The organism is Corallococcus sp. EGB (assembly GCF_019968905.1).
Classification (GTDB): domain Bacteria; phylum Myxococcota; class Myxococcia; order Myxococcales; family Myxococcaceae; genus Corallococcus.
Genome location: NZ_CP079946.1, coordinates 2,674,554 through 2,694,000 on the forward strand (window position 1 = coordinate 2,674,554; position 19,447 = coordinate 2,694,000).

Below are 19,447 nucleotides of genomic sequence, written 5' to 3' on the forward strand. Positions count from 1 at the left end.
CCGGGCTGACACGGTGCAAGGTGCTCCCGCCATGTTCCGCGAAAATGTCCCGCACGTTACCGAATGTGTTCATTCGGCCGCGGTGCGGGCTTCCTGCGTCTGGCTTTGCATGTCCCCGGCGGCGCTTTCGGTGCTGCCCTCGAGCGCCAGGTAGATGTTGAACCAGGCCAGATAGGAGCGCCACGCCGGGTCGCGCTGCTCGATGAGGGCGCGCCGCGCCTGGCTCATCCGCTGGGGGACGTCGAAGGGCATGCGCGTCGTGTCCTCGGATTGCAGCTGCGCCGCGAACCAGAGCACGTCCAACTGGCCGGCATCGACGGGGGCGTGGGTGCGCGCCATCAACGAGTCCGCGTGCTCCAGCGCCTTGCCCAGCCACTGCGCCGCCTGTGCCGGGCTCCGGCGGTCCACGGCGTTCTCCGCCAGCCGCAGCTCCGCCAGCGTCACCGCGCGGATGTCCTCGTCGCGGTCCAGCTCGTCGAACTGCTCCAGGAACAGCGCGCGCCGCTGCTCCAATGCGCGGGCGGCGGCGTCCATGTGCCCGAGCCGGGTCTCCGCGTTGGCGCGCAGCCCGGAGGCGATGAGGCGATACGCGCGCTGGACGAACTTCGGCGTGGCGTGCGCCTGCTTCAGCGTGGCCTGCACGGCGGGCGTCGTCAGGTCCCGGTCCACCTGCTCCAGGTCCGCCAGCGCCCGCTGGGGTTGGTCCGCGCCCAGCGCCGCGGCGCAGCGGGCCAGCCTCAGCACCAGCCGGTTGCGCAGGCCCTCCGCGTCGCGGGGGCCGGCTTCGACGCCGGGCAGCGCGCGGTCATAGAGCGCCAGGGCCCGCTCGAACCGCCCCGCGGCCAGGTTGTAGAGCGCCGCCCGGTCCATCACCAACGGGAGGAACCGTTCCATCTTCGGCGTGGCCTCCACCACGGCCAGGGCCTTGTCCGCCGCCTGCGCGGCCTCCGCCTCGCGGTTGACGTGCAGGAGCGCCCGGGCTCGGGCCAGGGACACGGACAGTCCCGCGCCGTTGTCCGTGTAGGGCAGCTTGTCCCGCTCGTCGAGGTAGCCCAGGGCGATGTGGTGGTTGCCCACCTGCGTGTGCAGCAAGCCCAGCGCGCCCAGGAGCATCGCCCGGTAGCGCGCGTTGTTGCGCACCAGGTCCAGGGCGACCAGGTAGTGGCGGTTGGCGCGCTCGGCGGCCGCGGGGTTCTTGCCGCGCAGGAAGTCCTCGTGGTGGATGGCCCCCATGAGGGCCTGCGCCTCGCGCTGGTTCTTGAGCTCCGGCCAGGCCGCGCGCAGCTCCGCGAGCCCCGTCTTCACCGCCTGGGCATGGGCTTCGTCATCCAGCTTGGACAGCCGGCGCGTCGTCACGTAGGCCTTCACGAAGTGCGCGAGCGACTTCGCCTTGCCCGGGACGTCCGTGGAGACCTCCTGGATGATCACCTCCGGGGCGACGCCCGCGCGCAGGCGCAGGCTCATGGACTCGACGGCGCTCTCCAATGAGCCCGTCCGCCGGGTCACGAGGTCGAAGTCCGCGCGCGCTTCGTCCAACCGCTGCCGCGCCATGCGGCGGTAGGCGCGGCCCATCAGCGCGCGCCGGAACAGCCGCTCCGCCCGGCGACGCTCCTCGGTGCCCGCCGGGGCGTCGTCGACGTAGAGCGTCGCCAGGGCCTCCATGATTCCGTCCGCGCCCAGGCTCGCCGCGCGCTCGGCGGTGTCCTGCACCACCACGCGGCGGCGGAGCGGGTTCGTCTGTTGTTGGTAGAAGGCGACCAGGGCGTCACGGACGGGGCGGGGCGGGCGCTCCTCATGCAAGGCATTGACGCGGCGGCCCAGCTCCAGCGCGAACGCATACGGCGTCCCCGGGGCTTCAGCCGCGAGCGCCTGCGCCATGGCGGCGTCCGCCTCCGCGTAGCCGCGCCCCCGGTACAGCGCGCGGACGGCGGAGCGCGCGAAGTCGAGCTGGTCGTCCTCCTTGAAGATCTTGTTCTGGGAGAGCCGGCGCCCGGCGTCGACCAGCGCCTGCCGGTCGTCGAGCTCGCGGTAGAGCGCGTCCGCCTGTTCGTACCAGGCCTCCAGCACCGCGCGAGGCGTGGTGTCCGTCAGCTGGGCCGCTTCCAGCTCCTGCCGCGCGAGCGTGAAGGCGCCGGATGACTGCGCCAGCTCGCTGCGCACGACGTGTTGATAGACGGCGGAGGGCGGGCTGGGCGCGGCGGCCGGATCCAGGGTTGCCATGCGTTGGCGCTCCGCCTCCTGCAGCTCGTCCACCATGCGGCCCCGGTCCCGCTCCTTCAGGGCCTTCCGGTGGGCGATGAGCAGCCGCAGCGGTTCCGACAGCCCGGCGGTGGGAGGATCCTCCACCGTGGACATGTGACGCGCGTAGTAGTCCGCGGCGTCGAAGTCGCCGTAGGCCAGGTGCAGGTGGCTCAGGCGCATCAACAGCAGCCGGCGGAGCTTGGGCCGCTTCTCGAGCAGCATCCGCTGGCGATAGAGGATGAGCTGATCCGCGCGCCGGCCCACCATGCTCAGCTCTTCATTGAGCCGGGGCACGTCCCAGGCGCTGGGCACCTGGCCATCCAGTGGCAGCCGGTACACGTCCAGCGATTGGCCCCGGGAACAGGTCGTGACGAGCGACGCGGCGGTGGGAGAGGGGTACTCGCAGTTCCACGCCTCGCTGGTGAGCTGGTCAGGACTGGAGGCCGAGGCCTGCGCGGGCGCGTCGTCGCGCTCGGAGGGGAAGGGCACGCGGAACAGCACCCCGCTGTCGCTCGCGTCAATCACCCCGTCCCCGTTGGAGTCGGTGAAGAACTGCACCACGTACAGCGAGCGCCCGTCTCGCGCGAACACCGGCTGGCCGGTCTTCCCCGGGATGTCCAGCGTCAGCGGGACCGGGGCCGCGCCGGGGACATCCATCCGGACGGCCTCCAGGTGCGGCGCCGCTCGCGCCGCGAAGCCCGGCCCCACCTCCTGCACGGAGCGCTGGACGGGGACGTACACCAGCCAGCGTCCGTCCGGAGAGAAGGTGGGGCTGGTCAGGTTGCGCTCGAGCATCGGCGTCACGCTCCACCGCGCTCCCAGCGCGACCTTCGACAACCGCAGGTCCCCCTGGATGGTCGCCCGGCTCACCAGGGCGATGTGCGTGTCGTCGATCCACTCCGCCTGGAGCGCGCTCGTCTCCTCCTCCAGACAGCGGCGCTCCTTCGCCTCCGGCAAGTCCCGTACGCACAGCTGGCCGCCGGCCTGGGTGCGGAAGGAGATGTAGAGCAGCTGTCTGCCATTGGGGCTGATGCGCGGCCACGTCACGTCCGCGCCCTCGTCGAAGAGGCGGCGCTCGCGGCCCTTCTCCAGGTCCTGGCTGAAGATCTCCGTCGCGATGTCCCGGTTGGACACGAACAGCAGCTGGTTCTCGTCCGGCCCCAACTGCCCCAGGAACTGGTCCCCCATGCCGACGGTGAGCCGCTCGGGTACGACCATGCCTCCGTCGTTCTCGTCGTCCTGGGCCCGGGCGACGCCCGCGACGAGCACGACCAGGGCCAGCACCCAGGGGCCTCGGAAGCTCAGCACTTCTTCTCTCCCCAGGTGCCGTCCTCGGCCTCCACCCAGCCGCCGCAGACGATGCCCTCCGCGTGCGCCTGGCGCCAGTTGCGGCGCAGCGTCTCCTCCGCCACGCCGGGGCGCACGGTGCGCATCCACTGCCACAGCTGGCGCCGGGCCCGGTTCACCCGCTCCACCAGGGCGGAGTCATCCGCGGACACGCGGCCGGCTGTGCACTGGCGGCGGGTGAGCACCAGCAGCCCGTCCTTGCCCTCGCCCACGCAGTGGCGCCGCACCAGGTCGTCCACGCGGTCCGCCTGCGTCTTTCCCAGGTTCTCCACCAGCGGCGGAGGCTGGATGCCCAGGTCCTCCAGCTGATTGGGCGTCAGCGGCACCGGCGTGGGGTTCATGCCCGCGCGCGCGAGCCGCTGCTCTACGTCCTGGTACGAGCCCGCTGCCTGCTCCTCAAGCGCGGTCGCGCGGTCCACCATGACGATCTCCGGCGCGCGGATGCACCCGGGAGCGGCGAGGGCGGCCACGAGCAGCAACCCACGGTGTGTCATGGCAGGGCCTCCGGAGGGGTCATGGAAGTGAGCATGCGGTCGACGATGGGGCCCAGGGGGATGCCTCGGATCTCATCGATGCTGACGAAGCGGGCCAGGCCGCCCATCGTGATGAGCAGGCTGCCGAAGCCCTGCTTGAAGCTCACGCGCACGTGCTGCGGATAGCCCAGGCTCAGCGCGTAGCGGACGCGGTTGGTGGCGGGGTCGGCGTGGCGCGGATCCTCCAGGTCGAGCAGGTCCAGCAGGTGCCGGTTGCCGATGCGCAGGATCTCCGCGCGCCCGTTGATGCTGCGGTCCCTGGCGGAGATGACCATGGCGGCGTTGCCGTCGAAGGGCTCGCCCCGCGAGGACTTCACGCCCGTCGCGCGCACGTGGGCCTCCAGCGTGGAGTTCCTGCCCTGATAGTCCAGCATGCACTGGCCGGTGACGCGTCCTCCGCGGATGCCCATCTCCAGCTGGCTCATGGAGAACACGTTCTGGTTGATGGCCAGGTTGCCCGCCAGCGGCGCGATGGTGACCCACGGCGTGGTGATGTTGTCCGCGGAGAGGAACCCGCTGCGCGTGAGCAGCGGGTGTTGATCCGCGAAGCGCAGCATCGAGTACGGATTGACGGTCAGGTCGTTGAGCAGCCGCACCCCGTCCGGGGAGACCTCCACGTTCTCCGTCAGCGGCACGTCGCCGTTGAGCGCCTCCACGATGATGCCGGACTCGGGCATCCGCACGTTCACGTTCTCCAGCTTGAGGCTGGAGAGGGTGCGGAAGACGGTCAGGTCGGGGGAGGCCACCCGGAAGTTCACCGTGGCCTTGCCGCTGCTCTCCAGCTGTCCGGGACGCGCGAGGTGGGCCAGGTCCTGCTCCAGCGAACCCCGCATCCCCATGCGCTGCTGATCATTGCTCAGGTCGAGCCGCCCCTGGACCTTCAGCTGTGTCCGGGTGCCCCCGTTGGTCAGTTGCAGGCCCGGGATGCGGATGACGCCGGTCGGGTTTCGCACGACGGAGAACGACGCCTCCACGTCCTGGACGGGGTAGGGCAGCGCGGGCTTCTGCTCCAGCGAGCGGAACTTGATCAACTGCTTCAGCTCGATGTCGCCCTTCTCCCACTGGTCGGTGAAGGAGGCGGTGCTGTCGCTGGACAGCTCCGCGAAGGTCAGCCGGCGGTCGCTCATGGCCACCGTGAGCTTCTCCACCGCCAGGGTCGTGTGGACGGTGCGGTTGGAGCCGTCGGCGTGCGACTCGGCCTGCCAGCGCAGCGCGGGGACGTTGACGGTCTGGTCCGGATGCTTCCAGCGCACGCCGCGCAGGTCGACCTGCGCCGTGCCCTCGAAGTTCGCGCCGCGCGGAGGCATGGGGGCCAGTCGGAAGGTCCCGTCGGAGCCGAGGTGGGTGAGCACGCCGGTGAGGGTGCCATGCAGCTCGCCGGTCATCGCGAGCTTGGAGGTGTCCACCTCTGGGGGCACCTGCGCCTTCGCGAGGAGCGGTGACAGGGGACCGAGGGGCGGGAAGTCGCCCTTCACATCCACCCGGAGCGCGCGGGCCTTGCGGTCGAACGCCAGCGCCGCTTCGGCGGCGACCTTCAGGCCTGTCTGGCCGGTGAGGCCCAGGCGCAGCGAAGGCTTGCGGCGGTCGACGTCGAACGTCAGCGTCTGGTGTTGAACGCCCGCGTCGGTGTCTCCGATGCGCAGCCCTTCGAACTTCAGGTCCAGGGCGCCCTGGTGCTTCCACTCGTCTCCCTGGGACTTCAGCACCAGCGCGGCGCTCGCGGCCGACACGTCGTCCCAGCCCGGCTTCTGCAGGCGCAGCTCTGTCTGGTGATCCACTCGCGGCGAGGGCGCGAAGAGCGCCGTCAGTCTGCCTTTGGAGGCCAGCGTCACGGCGAGCTGCTTCCAGGGGAGCCGTGCGGCGACATCATCCGGAATGAAGGGCCGTGCGGCGACGAGGTCCGGCGTCTGGACGTCGAGCGTGTACGCCACGTCGTCGGTGCCCTTGGTGGCGTCCAGTGAGCCGTGCAGCGTGCCCACGTCCAGCTCCAGCCGTGCGCGGGCCTTGCTGAGGCGGGGCTCGTCCATCGTGGGGAAGGCGTCCGTCACGTTCAGCTGCACGCGCGCGGGACCCTTCAGGACCTCGCGGCCCTCGGGAGAGAGGACGCGGAGGGTCTCCACGGGCAGGTCCGCCTTCATCGCGAATGGGGGCTTCGCGGTCAGGGGCGCCTGGAGTTGGAAGCCCAGGCGCTCGGCCATCGCGCGGTATCCGGACGCACGCACGTCCAGCGCATCCACCTTGGCGGACAGGGCCGCGTCTCCCGCGACACGGAGAGGTGATGCGAGGTCGGGCCGCAATTGACGCCCCGTCAGCTCGCCGGACGCCTTCGGCACGCGGAGCGGCGTGGCGCCTCCGACGTCCAGCCCCTGGAGCGCGAACGCGAGCCGCGCGGCCAGGCCCTGGGGCGCATCCGGAGTCGCGTTCAGGGAGATGCGCCCCTCGGCGAGCTCCACCCTGAGCGCCTCCTGCACGAAGAGGAGCTTCGCCACGTCGACGTCCAGCCCGAGCCGGCCCTGGGCTCCCAGTTGGGGCATGTCGCTGAGCGTGACCTCCTGGGCCTCCAGGTGCGCCTTGCCTCGCTCCAGGGAGAACGGGCGCAGGTCCGCGGGGATCCACTGCATCAGCCGTCCCAGGTCCACGTCCGCGAGGGCTCGCGTCAGGACGGGCGCGACCTCCCCTGTGTCCGACAGCACGACCTGGGCCCGCACCTCCGCGCTGTCGGCCAGCCGCGTGCGGTCCAGCTCCACGGTGGTGCGTTGTTTCTCGGCGTCGAACTTCGCCGTCACCGCGCCGTGCAGGAGCGAGCGGAGCGCGAAGCGCGAATCGAAGGACTGCCGCGCGACGTCCAGGTCCACCTTCACGCGGGCTGCGTCCCGGGTCGCTTCCACGGACAGCGCCAGCTCCAGCAGGGCCTCGGCGGCAGGCACGGTCGGGGCTTCGCGGTTCAGCGTCAGCGCCAGCGGCTTCCCGCCCTGTCCCAGGTCCACGAGGAGCTTCCAGGCTGGGGCCTGGGGCTTCGCTTCGATTCCCGCGTCCAGCCCGCGCAGGGACCAGCGGTCCACCACCGCGCCGCGCTGGACGCGGAGGTATGTCAGGGACACGTCCGACAGCCCGATGCTGCTGACGGGGAAGGGTGCGGCGAAGAGATCCGCGACCTGCCGCGAGGTGCCGGGGGCGGCTTCATCCACCGGTTCGGGCTCTGGGGGGCCGGTCAGGTTCGTGAGCGACGTGGTGTCCTGGTCATCCGCCACCAGGACGATGTCCGCGTCGCGCACCGTCACGCTTGCCACCCGGACCGGGCCCTTCACCAGGGCTCCGAACGACCACGCCACGTCCAACGTGCCGACGCGCAGGAAGTCGGGCGCGACGTCCTGGAACGGCGGCGGGGTTCGCACCACCAGGCCTTCCAGGCGCAGCCCCGAGAGCACGTCGATGCGCGCCGTCTGGTAATCCAGCCGCACGTGCGTGGCCGCTTCCACCTGGGAGAGGACGTGCGGCTTCAGCCAGGGGTGGTCGAGGTGGTGCAGCGCGGTCACCCCCGCCACGAGCAGGAGGACGAGTGTCGCGAGGAGGAGCAGGGACGCGCCCGCGATGATTCGCGTCAACCGCCGACGAGGCCGTCCAGCACCGGGGGAGTCCATGATGTTCCGTCGAGGCGACCGGCCCGCATCCTCCTACCATGCGGCGGAAGCGGCCTTCAATCCGAGGATGCCTCGCGTGCCGGGCGCCCGGAAACCGCCTCAACCGAAGCTGGACGAACTCATTCCCGCGGTGCCACCGGCCAGGGGCTTGTAGGGGAAGTAGAGGTGGCGCACGAAGCGGGTGAACACGTGCTCCTCGTTCCACCGCTGACGGGCCATGCCGTACACGCCGGGGGCGCGCAGATCGCGCTCGGAGACTCCGGTGACGAACTCGCGCTCGCTGTAGATGGCGAAGACCTCGTCCACCGCCGCGCGGCTGCGGTACGTGCGGAGCATCGTGCGGTAGATGAGCTCGCTCTCCTTCTGCGTGAAGGCCAGCCCCTGGATGGCGTGCGCCAGCTCGTGGAAGACGAGGTACTGCTCCGACTCCAGCCGGTCCTGTTTCAGCGCGATGCGGGCTCGGGGCCAGTCCGGGTGGTCCCAGAACAGGCCCGCGGCCTGGGGGGACACCGCCCGTGGATAGCCGTACTTCACCAGCGTGTGCCCTGGGGGAATCAGCTCCACCGTCAGGGGGCGCGCGGCCTCCATCCGGGCGATGAGCTGGAGGTTCCCCGAGAGCTGCCTCACCACCTCGTCCTGCACCCGCTTCACCTGGGCCGCCGGGGCGCCGTACGGCTTGAGCTCCAGCTTCGCGCTCACCCAGGCGCGGGCTCGGGTGGGGCCTTCGGCGGGAGGACGGCCTGCACGTGACTCGAAGACGTCGCCTCCTTCCAGGAGGGTGAAGGCGCTCAGCGGCTGCTTGAGCCCGACCTCCGCCGCCAGCGGGGTGACGTCCGGCGTGGAGCCGTCCAGCGTCTCGTAGCGCTCGGGAGCCATGGGCTTCAGCCGCAGCGCTTCGCCTGCTGGTTGCAGGAGTCAGTGCAGGCCGGAGTCTGGGTGTCGGGCGTCAGGCGCTCCGCATGGCCCTGCACGGAGTCCGGCGGCTGCCGCGACCGGGGAGGTGCGGATCGTTGGCAGCTGTCGAGACAGGCATCGTACTGGTCACGGCAGTACGGCGTGAGCGTCGACGTGTCGAGGGTCGCGCAGCTGGCGAGCAGGGGCAGCGCAAGAGAGCGCAGGGCGATGCTACGGACAAGATGCATGCGCCGAGTCTAGCTTGAGTGCCCCGAGCGGGCATCCGGTGCAGGGCGGCGCCGCCCCCGCGCCCGGCGTGCCCTGCCCAGCAACCAGCCCGCCCACAGCAGGGCGTCCGCCGCGAAGACGCCAGGGGCCGCGCCGCAGCCGCCCGTCGTTCCTCGCGTGCTCGGGGACTCCGAGTGGCCGGGATCCCGCGGCCCCACCGGTACGGGGGCCGGCTTCTGGCTCATGCGGGGCGCGGACGGGTTGGCTTCGATCAGCTCCTGGTAGCGCTGGATGAGCCGCAGCCGCGCCGCATCGAACGCGGCGCCGTCGTCCGGCACCTGCCATGCGGTGGGGAGCAGCTCCCGCGCCACCTGCCGCGCGAAGCCCGGGTCTCCCGCGTCACTCACCGCCTTGAGCCATTCGTAGTCCTGCATGCCCTGGCGGATGAGCTTGAGCCGCATCGACGCGATCGGCACGTGCGTCTGGCCTCCAACGACGTCGGGCCTGCCCGGGTAGAACAGCGTCCCGTCCCCGTTGCCGTTGTAGTGGTACTGGTCCGACCACGCCGTGGGGAGCATGGCGGCGGTCTCGTAGTACAGCTCCCCCACGCCGCCGAAGAGGAAGGTCAGCCACTCCATCGCGCGGGCCTTCGATGACGGACGGTCCACCATGTACGACGGCCAGCCCGCCCCCGGCTGGTTCTCCGGCACGAGGCTCCCGGGAGCACAGCCGTGGCTCATGCAGCTCTGGTACGTCCACAACTGCGTTCCAGGGCGCGAAAGGAAGTCCGCGTACGTCCCGCTCTGGTCGCCGATGAAGGGCGCTTGCGTGCCGTCCATGTGGTTCACCAGCGGCACCAGGATGTCCACCAGGGGCTCCAGGGCGTAGGCCTTCGCCTGGAAGACGTTCGTCGTCACCATCGTGCGCAGGCCGGGCGCGGCCTGCCGCACCAGCTCCCCCGTGGTGCGCACCTCGTCGAAGGACGACCCGAAGGGGGGCTCGTCGCCAATCCGTGCATGGGCCCGGTCCAGCCAGCCGCGCTCCAGCATGTGCGCGGTGAAGTTCGCCACGGCGTCGGCGGTGAAGGGGCCTTCGAACTCCAGGCTCGTCATCCGCGCGCCGGACAGCCGCGTGGGGGCGGTGCCATCCATGCTGGGGCCCCACGTCGTGTCGAACATGCTCCAGGTCGGAGGCCAGGACCCGCGTGACATGAGCCTGGGCAGCGTGATGCGGTGCTCCAGCGCCATCTGCTGATAGCGCACGAGCAGCGTCTGCAACTCCGCGGGTGAGCAGGCCGTCCGGCCCAGGTGCGCCAGACACACCTGCGACTGCGACAGCGGGAACACCGAGGCCAGCGAGGACGTGCCCGGCATCACCGCGTCCACCACCGTCAGCCTCGCCGTCACCTGCCACTGGAAGCCGCCTGTCGCCTCCACCGTCACCAGGCCCGTGTACTCGCCGGGCGGGGCGCCTTCGGGCACGTGCACGTCCACCCAGATGGCCCGGGCCTCATGCGCGGGCACGTCGAAGGGGAAGGCCTTGCGCATCTCATGGGCAATCTCATCCGTGTCCGGTACCAGCCCGTCCGGCCACCGCCCCACCGGCTGCCCGGGCACGGTGGCCTCCCGCGTGACGAGGTACTCCTGCCGGTACAGCGTCACGTCCGGCTCCTTCAGCGCCGCCGGTCCGTCCAGCGAGGGCAGGCGGGCGCGCACGGCCTTCAGGCCCGTGTCGCCGCCGTGCAGGACCACCTGGAATGAGACGAACTCGTTGCGCGCGGCGGTGAGCCGGACTTCGGTGGCACTGCCGGGCACGGTGTCGTCGGGACGGACCTTCACCATCATCCCTTCGCCCCACGCGGTGGGCCCGGCCGCCATCGCCGGCCAGGCGATGAGCAAGGACAGCCAGGCGTAGCCGTACGGACGAAAGGACCGCATGGGGAATGGGTGTGCATGGGGCCAGAGTGTCTCCAGCCTCCCGGTTGTCCCGTCCTTCAGGCGCGCCAACGCTCCCAGGCTCGGATGCCGCCGGGCATCGTGATGAGGCACCGCCGATGGCTTGCTTCCATGTCTGGTCGAGCAGTGCGCCTCGTGCCGCCGCTGGGGCTTTCCTGACAGGGATTGGGTGGGCCGTGAGGCGTGGACCATGAATGCGCCATGCCTAAAACGGGCCCTGCCCTTGCTCGCGCTGCTGGTGTGGCGAAACTGCTCTGACAGGCCTGCGCCATTGAAAGGCAACACGGGCCGCGGGGAACATCCCCGCGGCCCGTGCTTGCTTCAGCGCCGCCTGGGGCACGCTACGTGAGCAGCTCTCCGCGCTCCGCCTTCTCCACCAGCGACGCGGGCGGCAGGAAGTGCTTGCCGTAGCGCTCCGCCAGCTGGCGCGCCCGCTGGACGAAGCCGCGCGGGCCCGTGCCGGTGGGGCCCTCGTAGCCGTTGATGTACTGCACCACGCCGCCCGTCCACGGCGGGAAGCCGATGCCCAGGATGGAGCCCACGTTCGCGTCCGCGGTCGAGCGCAGCACGCCTTCATCGAAGCAGCGCACCGTATCGATGGCCTCCGCGAAGAGCATCCGCTCCTTCATGTCCTCGAAGGGGATGGTGTGCCCGGGCTTCGCGAAGTGCTGCGCCAGCCCCGGCCACAGGTTCGTGCGCTTGCCGTCCGCGTAGTCATAGAACCCGCCGCCCGTGGAGCGGCCCTTGCGCCCGTGCTGATCAATCAGCGCGTCCACCACCGCGTAGCTGCCGTGCTCCACCCACTTCTGGCCTGACGCCTCCACGGCCGCCTGGGTCTCCTGGCGGATCTTCCGGGGCAGCGTCAGCGTCAATTCGTCCACCAGCTGGAGCGGGGCGGCGGGGTAGCCCGCCTGGAGTCCCGCCTGCTCGATGGACGCGGGCGCGATGCCCTCGCCCACCATGGCGATGGCCTCGTTGAGGAAGGTGCCAATCACACGGCTGGTGAAGAAACCCCGGCTGTCGTTGACGACGATGGGCGTCTTGCCAATCTGCACCGCGATGTCGATGGCCTTCGCCAGCGTCGCGTCGCTCGTCTGCTTGCCGGCGATGAGCTCCAGCAGCGGCATCTTGTCCACGGGGGAGAAGAAGTGCATGCCGACGAAGTCCGGCGGCCGTGCCACGCCCTCCGCGAGCAGCGTGATGGGCAGGGTGGAGGTGTTGGACGCCAGCACCGCGTCCGGCGCCACCACGCCCTGGATCTCCTGGAACACCTGGTGCTTGAGCTTCACATCCTCGAACACGGCCTCGATGACCAGGTCGCAGCCCGCGAGCGCGGCCGGGTCCTCCGCCGGGGTGATGCGCGCGAGCAGCGCGTCGCCCTTCTCCTTCGTGACGGAGCCCTTGGCGACGGCCTTCTCCACCAGCTTGACGGAGTAGCCCTTGCCCTTCTCCGCCGACGCGAGGCTCACGTCCTTGAGCACCACGTCGATGCCGGCCTTGGCGCACACATAGGCGATCCCCGCGCCCATCATGCCCGCGCCCAGCACGCCCACCTTCTTCGCGGTGTGCTGCGGGAAGCCCTTGGGGCGGCCGCCGCCGGAGTTGATGTGCTGCATGTCGAAGAAGAACGCCTGCATCATGTTCTTCGCGACCTGACCGACGACCAGCTCCGTGAAGTAGCGCGACTCGATGGTGAACGCCGTGTCCACGTCCACCTGCGTGCTCTCCACCGCCGCGGCCATGATGGCGCGCGGCGCGGGCATGTTCGCGCCCTTGAGCTGCTTGCGCAGGTTGGCGGGGAAGGCGGGCAGGTTCGCCGCGAAGGACGGATTCGACGGCGTGCCGCCGGGAATCTTGTAGCCCTTCTGGTCCCACGGCTGCTGCGCGTTCGGGTTCGCCTTCACCCACGCCTTCGCCGCGGGCACGAGCGCGTCCACGGATGGCACCACCTCATGCACCAGCCCCAGCTCCTTCGCCTCCTGCGGGCGGTATTTCTGGCCCTGGAGCAGCACCTTCATCAGCGCGTCCGTGATGCCCAGCATGCGCACCGTGCGCACCACGCCGCCGCCACCGGGCAACAGGCCCAGCGTCACCTCCGGCAGGCCCACCTGCGCGCCCTTCACGTCCGCGATGATGCGGCGGTGGCAGGCGAGGGCGATCTCCAGCCCGCCGCCCAGCGCCGCGCCGTTGATGGCCGCGACCACGGGCTTGCCGAACGTCTCCAGCGTGCGCAGCTGCTCCTTGATCTCCTGGCAGAGGTCGAAGACCTGCTTCGCCTCGTCCTTCTTCACGCGGCGCAGGTCGTTCAGGTCTCCTCCCGCGAAGAAGGTCTTCTTCGCGGAGGTGATGACGACGCCGGTGATGCGGGCCTTCTCCTTCACCAGCCGGTCCACCGCCGCGCGCATGGACTTCACGTAGGCGGCGTTCATGGTGTTGGCGGACTGGCTCGGGTCATCCATCGTCAAGACGACGATGCCGTCCGCATCCTGTTCCCAGCGCAGGGTGTTCTGTTCGCTCATGGGTTTCGCTCGAAGGTGTTTGGAAGGGGGAGGGAGGGTTTCAGACGCGCTCGACGAGGGTGGCCACGCCCATGCCGCCGCCGACGCACAGGGTGACGACCGCGCGGCGCGCCTTGCGCCGCTCCAGCTCGTCCACCACGGTGCCAAGAATCATCGCGCCGGTGGCGCCCAGCGGGTGCCCCATGGCGATGGCGCCGCCGTTGACGTTGAGCTTCTCGTCGGGGATGTCCAGGTCCTTCTGGTACTTGAGGACCACGGACGCGAAGGCCTCGTTCAGCTCGAACAGGTCGATGTCCTTCACCGACAGCCCGGCGAGGTCCAGCAGCTTGCGGGTGGCCGGCAGCGGGCCGGTGAGCATGATGGTGGGCTCCGCGCCGGACGTGGCCACGGCGGCGATGCGCGCGCGCGGCGTGAGGCCCAGCGCCTTGCCCACCTTCTCCGAGCCCACCAGCACGAGCGCCGCGCCGTCCACGATGCCGGAGGAGTTGCCCGGCGTGTGCACATGGTGGATGCGCTCCACCGCGTGGTACTTCTGCAGCGCCACCGCGTCGAAGCCGCCCAGCTCGCCCATCGTGGAGAAGGCCGGGTTCAGCTGCCCCAGCGAGGCCAGGGTGGAGTCCGGGCGCATGTACTCATCGTGGGCCAGGATGGTGAGCCCGTTCTGGTCCACCACGGGGACGACGGACTTCTGGAAGTAGCCGTTCTTCCACGCGTGGGCGGCGCGCTCCTGCGAGCGCACGGCGTAGCGGTCCACGTCCTCGCGGGTGAAGCCCTCCAGGGTCGCGATGAGGTCCGCGGAGATGCCCTGGGGCACGAAGTAGGTGTCGTAGTTGGTGGCGGGGTCCATGGCCCACGCGCCGCCGTCGGAGCCCATGGGGACGCGGGACATGCTCTCCACGCCGCCCGCGATGACCAGCTGCTCCCAGCCCGAGCGCACCTGCTGCGCGGCCATGTTCACCGCCGTCAGGCCGGAGGCGCAGAAGCGGTTGAGCTGCACGCCGCCGGTGGTCTCCGCCAGGCCCGCGGCCAGCACCACCGTGCGCGCGATGTCCGCGCCCTGATCACCGACCGGGGACACGACGCCCAGCACCACGTCGTCGATGCGCTTCGGGTCCAGGTTCGGGTGGCGCTGCTTGAGCGCGTCCACCAGGCCGACGAGCAGCGACACCGGCTTGGTGCCATGCAGGGCGCCCTTCTTGCCCTTGCCGCGAGGGGTACGGACGGCGTCGAAGATGAATGCTTCCTGGCTCACGGGGAGCCTCCTTGGTGAGAAGGGAGGGGCTGGGGGTACAGGGCCCGGGTGATGCGCTCCTTCATATACCCGGACCCGCCAGGGCGCTGGAGGCACCTGCGCCGCCCGGCAGGCCGGGTCGGACACCCCGTGTTTCGCCACGGCCCCCGTTGTCACATCGAGTCCGCCTCCGCCGGGGCCTGGTGACTCGGGTCATCAGCTGGTGATTGGCGTCACCGCGCCAAGGGCGCGGAGCGCCAGGCCCGCCGGGGCCAAGTGACTGATTTCCCGAGGGGACGCAGCGCCCTGGGGGCTGGCACGTGCCGTGCTCTTGGGTCCCGGCATGTCCATCTCCTCCCTGAACCGCGCGTCCTTCTCCAAGCCTTCCTCGAGCATCTCCGAGCTCAAGCCGGCCGCCGCTCCGGCTCAGGGCGTGGTGGGTTCCCAGGCCCAGCAGCCCCGGAACGACCTGCGCCGGATGTTCATGACGGACTCCTTCGAGCAGGGCCCGAGCCGGCTGAGCGGCGCCTCCGGGGACTTCCAGAAGCAGCTGTCGCAGGTGGTGGCCCAGCTGACGCAGTTGGTGTCGCTCCTGGGGGCGCAGTCGCCTGCCAGCCTGGGCCAGGGGGCTCAGGACGCCGTGCCCTCCGTGGGCGGCGCGGCTCCGGCGCAGCAGGCGGCTCCTGCGGCGGGTTCCCCGGCCCAGGCCGCGGCGCCCACGGCGAGCACTGCCGCTCCGGCGTACCCCACGTACAACAGCGACGCGGGCCCTGGCTTCGGCCCGCCGTCCGCCGGCTCCACCGAGCCCGCTCCCGCGAATGCGCCGTGGCTGGCCAAGAACAACGTCGGCTCGCCCTACAACAGCAACATGCAGCTCATCGACGAGGGCAAGAAGGGCCAGTTCAAGTACACGAACACCTTCACCAACAAGACCAACGAGCCGCAGACCATCACGCTCTGGAACAAGACGGGCGAGAACGGCAACCCGAACGACGGGCAGAACTTTGACAAGAGCACGCCCAAGACGTTCACGCTCCAGCCCGGCCAGTCGCAGGTGGTGGCGTTCGACAGCAACAGCAGCGTGGCGTGGGCCGTGTCGAAGGATGGCACTGCGAAGCCCGGCGCGAACTCCGGTCAGACGTGGGGCGAGGCCACGTTCGCCAACTCCGGCACGGGTTGGAGCGGCTTCGACACCAGCCAGATCGCCCCCGCGGGCCACAACGGCAAGATGTCCATCACCAACGAGGCGACCGGCAAGACCGTGACGGAGGCCAATGCCTGGCAGACGGAGAAGGACGACCCCGCGCTCCACGACGTCGGCGTCCCCGCCGGCCCGCTCAACCTGCGCACGGAGATCGGCTGAAGCCTGGCCGGTCCGTGCTGACCAACGGCCCCTGACCGGAACGTGTCTCGGACTCCAGCGCCGCCCGGCCATCCCCGCCGGGGCGCCCCGGTTCTCTGGGGGCAGGGGGGAGGCAGCAGGGGCGCCAACGAGGCACGACGTCCCCATGACACGGCGACCGAAGCTCAGGCAGGTGCGGCCTTCGCGCGTGCGGGCTCGTGAAACGGCGTCACCCCCTCGGCGGAGAGGCTGAAGAGCTCGAACGTATGCGGCTTGGCGCCTCTGCCATCCACCTCCCGGATCCGGGCGCGCATCTTCGCGCGCGCCTTCGCGTCGCCCTCCGGGAAGATGACGAGCGACTCGCGATGGGGAATCGACACCAGCAGCTTCGTGTCCCGCAGCGCACGGCTCGCAAAGGCGTGAAGCCGTGGCAGGACGATGCAGGTGGCAATCAGCCAGGTTCCGGAGAGGGTGATGAAGGGCAAGACGGGCTCGTCCGAGTACAGCCGCGCCGTGACCTGCTCAGGGAAATACGTATTCAGGTGCTCGTAGGCCTGCGTCCAGGCATCGGCGGTGGACGCCACGCCGAAGTCCGGGAGGTCCTCCGCCTGAAGTCCGGTGACCATGCCATCCAGGTCCTTCGCGAGCACGACCCAGAGGCCATGCCCCAGTTCTCGGGACAGCTCGGGGACTCGCGGGTAGGCCGAGGAGACGACATAGGGAACGATCCGGCTCGAGGCATCTCTCAGAGATGGCACGGGTGCCACCTATCATAACAGCCTCGACGGCGAAGCAGCGCGAGCAGCCCGGCTCCGTGACTCCCGCGAGCTACGATGGAAGGAGGACGGGATGTCCACGAACGAGGAGACGTCGAAGGAGCCCCGCGGGCCCCTCCGACAGGACCTCCTGGATGGAACGAGCGCTTCGACCTTCCCGGTCCGCGCCGATCAAAGGCCGAGCGCCGCCTTGCACGTCTTCACGTACAGGTCCCGGAAGACGTTGTCCGGATCCGTGCGCTGCTTCACGGCCCGGTACGTCTCCCTGTTCCAGATGCTCCAGAAGGTCTCCTCGTCGTAGTAGTTGTAGGAGATGAGCGTCTTGGTGCCGTTGACGCGCTGGAGCTCGTCCTCGAGCTCCTTGTAGACGTTGCGGCCCGGCGGCTGCTTCATGCCGTACACCGCGAGGTCCAGGAACAGCGGGTCCTTCATTCCGGACCACCACTGGGGCGTCAGCCACTCATAGTCGCGCGTCCGCCGGAAGGGCACGCACCACACGGGGTAGTGGCGCATCTCGCGGTGGTACCAGTCCATGAACCCGGCCGCGCGCGAGAAGGGGATGAACACGTCCACGATGACCGGCGGATCCTTCTCCGGCAGCAGCCGGGTGAAGCGGTTGGCCGTCCTCAGCACGCTGTCGGAGTGGATGAGTTTGCCGAACAGCGCGCGCGCGAGGAGGTTCCTCGGTTTGACGTGCGTGACGCCCCGGTTGTAGCGGAAGAGGTAGTCATACGTCGTGAGGTAGTCCTCGCTCCGGCGCGGGATGCTCTCGCAATAGGCCGTGAGCCAGTCGTAGCGGTGCACGTAGGGCGCCCGGTCCACGAAGTGGCCCACGCACAGCACGTGCTTCGTGGGAGAGAAGATCTGCCCGTCCAGGTAGTCCGCGCCCGTGTCCTGGAAGGTGTGCCAGATGGCCTGCTGGAAGGACTCCAGGGAGGCGTGCGTCTCGTTCGTCACCCGGACGTAGGGGGCGCAGCGGACGAGCTTGAACTTCACCTTCGACAGGATGCCCAGCGTCCCGAACGAGCCGTGCATCATCTGGAAGAGGAGCGGATCCTCGCGCGGTGAGCAGCGCAGCACGTCGCCCTTCGCGGTGATGACCTCGTACTCCAGACACGTGTCGTGGAAGCCGCCCTGGCGGAAGGACATGGACTCGATGGAGCACCCCGCGATGGCGCCCCCGAGCGTGATGGTCTTGTGCTCGGGGACGATGTACGGGATGAACCCGTGCGGCAGGGTGGCGCGCACCACTTCGTCGAAGGTGACGGCGGGCTCCGCCGTGCAGGACATCCCCACGGTGTCGATGTCGAGGAGCTGATCCAGGTCCCCCAGGTCCACCTTCTCGTCGCGCCGGCGCGCATCGAAGCGCTTGGGCACGCTGTGGGGCGGGGACTTCTTCTTGAAGGACGCGGGCCCCTTTCCCTTCCGCTGCCGCAGCTGCCGGGCAATGGCCTCCACCTTCGCTTCGTGAAGCGACTCCGCCCGTGGAGAGACAACCACCCGAGGGCCACCTGTCACCGACTCCGTGAGCATCCTTCTCCTCCGTTGGCGGAAGGGTGGGGAAGGTTCACGCATGCGGGAGTCCCCCCGCTTGAGATGCGGGGCCCTGTCGGTCGCCTGCCCCACGGACAGCCGTCCGTGGGGCCGTGTCGCGCACCTGACGGCTCAAGCGGACTCGAGGCGGTGGCGCAGCTCCGTGGTGCTGAGCGCCGGAGTGCCGTCCCGGCCCATCAGCGTCTGGCCATCCGCGGAGTAGAGCGCCGGGCGCCGGTACAGCGTGCGCAGGGCGTGCAGGTGTGGATAGACAATGGACGCCCGGGGGCTCAGCTCGCGCAGGTGCCTGCGCAGGAGCGGGGCATACTTCGGGCTCTGCGCCGGGAAGATGTGGTGCTCCTGGTGGTAGCTGAAGTTGAAGTGAAGCCAGTTCATCAGCGGGTGGGTCTCCACGCTGGCGGTGTTCACGAAGGGGTTGTCCGTCTCCTCCGACGCGGGCTGCATCCAGTGGTTGGTGGCGATGTAGATCATCAGCGTGATGTTCCCGAGGAGCAGCGGGAGCACCAGTCCGTAGAACGCGGCCCGGGGCCCCAGGACCCATCCGAGCGCCACCCAGCCCGCGGTGACGAGCAGCGTGAGCACGCGCTCCCGCACGCGGTGCAGGTGCACGTGCTGGAACGCGGGCAGCCGGCAGTGATGCCAGAGGAAGGCCTGGCCCTGCGCGGTGAAGAAGACGCTGAAGCTGATGAAGCTCAGCCAGTGCCCGGAGCCCGGGGACATGGCATGGAACAGCTTCGCGAACCCCTGGGTGTGCCAGTCCGTCCTGCGAGGGAGGATGTCCGGGTCGCGCTCGAGGATGTTGGCGGCGCTGTGGTGGGCCTGGACGTGCCAGGCCCGCCAGTTGCCCGGCGTCACCAGGAAGGGGGCGAAGCCCGCCCAGCCCAAGAGGCTCTCCCACCTCCGGCTGTGGAACACCGAGTGGTGTAGCGCCTCATGCGCGGCGAGCCCCACGGCGGTGACGAGCTGGCCCAGCACGAAGGCGATGAGGAGGCATGCCCAGTGGGGCAGCGTCCACGTGCCGAGCACCCAGAGGAGCGCCGCCTCCACCGGCACGAGGCAGAGCGCGACGATGCCGCGCAGGGGTTGTCGTTCGAAGGCCTCCGGGGGCAGCACGCGGCGCAGCTCCGAGCGGAGCCGCTTGGTGTCATCCGGGGAGAGGGGAAGGGACGAAGAGGTGTCGGTCATG

Annotated in this window: 12 protein-coding genes; 1 reads left to right on the forward strand and 11 read right to left on the reverse strand. The window is 70.1% G+C overall.

Going from position 1 to position 19,447, the window contains the following annotated elements; translation table 11 throughout:
- Positions 1–69 precede the first annotated feature (69 nt).
- The 8 genes from KYK13_RS11485 to KYK13_RS11520 form a co-directional block, all read right to left on the reverse strand.
- A complete protein-coding gene (locus KYK13_RS11485) occupies positions 70–3,549 on the reverse strand; it encodes a hypothetical protein (protein ID WP_223644106.1) in 3,480 nt (1,159 codons plus the stop codon).
- The gene (locus KYK13_RS11490) at positions 3,543–4,082 is read right to left on the reverse strand and encodes a DUF1318 domain-containing protein (protein ID WP_223644107.1); all 540 of its coding nucleotides are present in this window, start codon (positions 4,080–4,082) and stop codon (positions 3,543–3,545) included. The genes KYK13_RS11485 and KYK13_RS11490 overlap by 7 nt, the downstream gene beginning before the upstream one ends.
- Positions 4,079–7,762 carry a hypothetical protein gene (locus KYK13_RS11495; RefSeq protein WP_223644108.1) on the reverse strand — a complete coding sequence of 1,228 codons (3,684 nt, stop codon included), beginning with the start codon at positions 7,760–7,762 and terminating at the stop codon, positions 4,079–4,081. The genes KYK13_RS11490 and KYK13_RS11495 overlap by 4 nt, the downstream gene beginning before the upstream one ends.
- Before the next feature lie 99 nt (positions 7,763–7,861).
- Positions 7,862–8,638 (reverse strand): hypothetical protein, encoded by a 777-nt coding sequence (locus KYK13_RS11500; protein WP_223644109.1) that lies wholly within the window; start codon positions 8,636–8,638, stop codon positions 7,862–7,864.
- Between the two features lie 5 nt (positions 8,639–8,643).
- Positions 8,644–8,904, reverse strand: coding sequence for a hypothetical protein (locus tag KYK13_RS11505; RefSeq protein WP_223644110.1), 261 nt, complete (start codon positions 8,902–8,904; stop codon positions 8,644–8,646).
- A 9-nt stretch (positions 8,905–8,913) separates the two neighbouring features.
- Entirely contained in the window at positions 8,914–10,821 is a 1,908-nt protein-coding gene (locus KYK13_RS11510) for a DUF4091 domain-containing protein (protein WP_223644111.1), read from the reverse strand.
- A gap of 359 nt (positions 10,822–11,180) precedes the next feature.
- Positions 11,181–13,358 carry a 3-hydroxyacyl-CoA dehydrogenase NAD-binding domain-containing protein gene (locus tag KYK13_RS11515; protein ID WP_223644112.1) on the reverse strand — a complete coding sequence of 726 codons (2,178 nt, stop codon included), beginning with the start codon at positions 13,356–13,358 and terminating at the stop codon, positions 11,181–11,183.
- A gap of 40 nt (positions 13,359–13,398) precedes the next feature.
- Positions 13,399–14,610, reverse strand: a complete 1,212-nt coding sequence (locus KYK13_RS11520; RefSeq protein WP_223644113.1) for an acetyl-CoA C-acetyltransferase — start codon at positions 14,608–14,610, stop codon at positions 13,399–13,401.
- A 322-nt stretch (positions 14,611–14,932) separates the two neighbouring features.
- On the opposite strand from KYK13_RS11520, the gene KYK13_RS11525 reads away from it, so the two are divergent.
- Positions 14,933–15,952 (forward strand): hypothetical protein, encoded by a 1,020-nt coding sequence (locus KYK13_RS11525; protein WP_223644114.1) that lies wholly within the window; start codon positions 14,933–14,935, stop codon positions 15,950–15,952.
- 164 nt (positions 15,953–16,116) lie between these two features.
- Here the strand turns inward: KYK13_RS11525 and KYK13_RS11530 are convergent, their stop codons facing one another.
- The 3 genes from KYK13_RS11530 to KYK13_RS11540 form a co-directional block, all read right to left on the reverse strand.
- On the reverse strand, positions 16,117–16,689 hold the full coding sequence (locus tag KYK13_RS11530) for a hypothetical protein (protein WP_223644115.1): 573 nt from the start codon (positions 16,687–16,689) through the stop codon (positions 16,117–16,119).
- A 189-nt stretch (positions 16,690–16,878) separates the two neighbouring features.
- Positions 16,879–18,240, reverse strand: coding sequence for an FAD-binding oxidoreductase (locus KYK13_RS11535; RefSeq protein ID WP_223644116.1), 1,362 nt, complete (start codon positions 18,238–18,240; stop codon positions 16,879–16,881).
- Positions 18,241–18,372: 132 nt separating this feature from the next.
- Positions 18,373–19,446 carry a fatty acid desaturase gene (locus KYK13_RS11540; protein ID WP_223644117.1) on the reverse strand — a complete coding sequence of 358 codons (1,074 nt, stop codon included), beginning with the start codon at positions 19,444–19,446 and terminating at the stop codon, positions 18,373–18,375.
- Between the last annotated feature and the right edge of the window lies 1 nt (position 19,447).

What these genes read in the sequence shown, in the direction of transcription:
- KYK13_RS11540 (WP_223644117.1), bottom strand. Translation starts at nt 19,446, where the DNA reads ATGACCGACACCTCTTCGTCCCTTCCCCTCTCCCCGGATGACACCAAG.
- KYK13_RS11505 (WP_223644110.1), bottom strand. Translation starts at nt 8,904, where the DNA reads ATGCATCTTGTCCGTAGCATCGCCCTGCGCTCTCTTGCGCTGCCCCTG.
- KYK13_RS11515 (WP_223644112.1), bottom strand. Translation starts at nt 13,358, where the DNA reads ATGAGCGAACAGAACACCCTGCGCTGGGAACAGGATGCGGACGGCATC.
- KYK13_RS11495 (WP_223644108.1), bottom strand. Translation starts at nt 7,762, where the DNA reads ATGGACTCCCCCGGTGCTGGACGGCCTCGTCGGCGGTTGACGCGAATC.
- KYK13_RS11490 (WP_223644107.1), bottom strand. Translation starts at nt 4,082, where the DNA reads ATGACACACCGTGGGTTGCTGCTCGTGGCCGCCCTCGCCGCTCCCGGG.
- KYK13_RS11525 (WP_223644114.1), top strand. Translation starts at nt 14,933, where the DNA reads ATGTCCATCTCCTCCCTGAACCGCGCGTCCTTCTCCAAGCCTTCCTCG.
- KYK13_RS11500 (WP_223644109.1), bottom strand. Translation starts at nt 8,638, where the DNA reads ATGGCTCCCGAGCGCTACGAGACGCTGGACGGCTCCACGCCGGACGTC.
- KYK13_RS11510 (WP_223644111.1), bottom strand. Translation starts at nt 10,821, where the DNA reads ATGCGGTCCTTTCGTCCGTACGGCTACGCCTGGCTGTCCTTGCTCATC.
- KYK13_RS11535 (WP_223644116.1), bottom strand. Translation starts at nt 18,240, where the DNA reads ATGCTCACGGAGTCGGTGACAGGTGGCCCTCGGGTGGTTGTCTCTCCA.